The organism is Actinocrinis sp. (assembly GCF_035946395.1).
GTDB lineage: Bacteria > Actinomycetota > Actinomycetes > Streptomycetales > Catenulisporaceae > Actinocrinis.
In genome coordinates this window covers 1-2,082 of sequence record NZ_DASYZI010000055.1, presented here as the reverse complement: position 1 = coordinate 2,082, position 2,082 = coordinate 1, and the positions used below count along the sequence as shown (strand labels likewise).

The window sequence follows — 2,082 nt, the reverse complement described above, 5'->3', positions numbered from 1 at the left end:
CCTGATCGACGGCCGGGACTACGCCGTGTCCGGCGATCAGGTCACGCTGACGGCCGCCACGGTCGCTCACCTGGTGGGCAGCCGGTCATACGGCGTCGACTCAACCCTCGAAGTCCGTTTCTCCAGCGGCGTTCCCTGGCTGATCAACGTGATCACCGACGACGCACCGGTCCTGTCGGACGCGACCGGAACCACCGGCTCCCTGACGATCCCCACGCGGTTCAACGGTGACGTGCTGGCGACGATGGAAGCCAAGTACGCCGACGGCAGCGGCGCCGGTCCGGCCGGCTGGACCACCTACCAGCAGTACACCACCGCCTTCGCGCCGGACTACCCGAACAACGGCATCGTCCTGACGCCCGCGATGCTCGGTGCGCTTACCGACGGCGCGCGGGTAACGCTCACGTTCCACTTCTGGAGCGGCGCGACCGTGACCTACTACGTCCTCAAGTCGGGAACCTCGGTCAACGGATCAACTTCCTGATGCACTGACCTGGTGGCCCGGATCCGCGGAACCCGGGCCACCAGGGTTACGCATCACGGCTGCGATGTTTCGTGGTTCACCTCACGATACTTTCTCGCAGCCGGCCGACGAGTCGGCCTTGCAAGTTCCCCGTCCGCCACCGCCTGTTCGAAACTGGTCCATGGCAGACCCGAATGTGTGCGTTCACATTTCATCGGCTGCGCCCGATCGCATCGTGGCTGCACTAGCGGCCCGTTGCCGCGCTTCTTCGTGTGCGAATGCATGGTGAATCATCAGCCTGCCCGCCCAACATCCCTGGCAGCGAGGTTGACCGTGCTTGACAGGGGGCCAAGTGTCGGGCACCGTCTGCATTCCGGAACGTCTCGGGCCATCCTGTCGCGGAAGCGCGTTTCGGGCGGCTCGAAATGTTAGCGCTAACAATTGATGAGTCGTGCTCAACGTCGAGCAGGGAGACCGCATGAAGACAAGCGCATGGACAAGCCGCGGGATCGGTGCGCTGCACCGATCGCCGGCGGCGCCGCGCGGCGGGGTCATGCCGCGCACGGCGGACACGGCCGGTGTCCGCAGGCCGACCCGCGCAACGCGCGGCGTGCGGCTCGCCAGGCTCGGGGCAGCCGTCGCAGTCGTTCTCGGCGCGCTCGTCGGCGCCGCGGCCACGACCGGTTCGGCGCAGGCTGCTGCACAGGGTCCGTGTGATATCTATGCGGCGGGTGGTTCGCCGTGTGTGGCTGCACATAGTACGACGCGTGCGTTGTTTGGTGCGTTCAGCGGTTCGTTGTATCAGGTGCGGCGTTCTTCGGATAATGCCACGTTGAACGTCGGTGTTCTGGTGGCTGGTGGTGTGGCGAACGCTGCTGCTCAGGCTTCGTTCTGTGCGAACACGACCTGTGTGATCACGGTCATCTACGATCAGTCCGGTCACGGCAACAACCTCACCCAAGCCCCCGCAGGCGGCGCCGCCGGCGGTCCGGACAATCTCGCCAACGCGACCGCCGCGCCGACGACGCTCAACGGCCAGAAGGCGTACGGCGTGTACGTCGCCCCCGGTACCGGTTACCGCGACGACAGCACCAGCGGTATCGCGACCGGTGATGCGGCTGAGGGTGAGTACGCCATCTTCGACGGCACGCATTACAACGGTGGCTGTTGCTTCGACTATGGCAATGCCGAGACCAGCAACAACGACACCGGCAACGGCCACATGGAAGCCATCTACTTCGGCAACATCAAGGTCTGGGGCTTCGGTAGCGGCAACGGCCCCTGGATCATGGCCGACATGGAAAACGGCCTGTACTCCGGCGTCAACGCAGGCCTCAACAGCGGCGACCCCACGATCAACGACCGCTACACCACCGCGATCATCAAGGGCACCGCGAACCTCTGGTCGATCCGCGGTGGTAACGCGCAGTCCGGCGGCCTGTCCACGTTCTACAGCGGCGCACGCCCGAACGTCTCCTGCTACAACCCGATGCACAAGGAAGGCGCCATCATCCTCGGCATCGGCGGCGACAACAGCAAAGGCTCAGCAGGCACCTTCTACGAAGGCGTCATGACCAGCGGCTACCCCAGCGACACCACCGAGAACTCCGTCCAGGCGA

Annotated in this window: 1 protein-coding gene and 1 pseudogene; both read left to right on the top strand. The window is 65.2% G+C overall.

Going from position 1 to position 2,082, the window contains the following annotated elements; translation table 11 throughout:
• Positions 1-484, top strand: a pseudogene (locus VGS97_RS03590) (cellulase); the annotation flags it as partial.
• Between the two features lie 532 nt (positions 485-1,016).
• Positions 1,017-2,082: arabinofuranosidase catalytic domain-containing protein (locus VGS97_RS03585; protein ID WP_349261964.1), on the top strand; the 1,066-nt coding region annotated here is incomplete at its 3' end.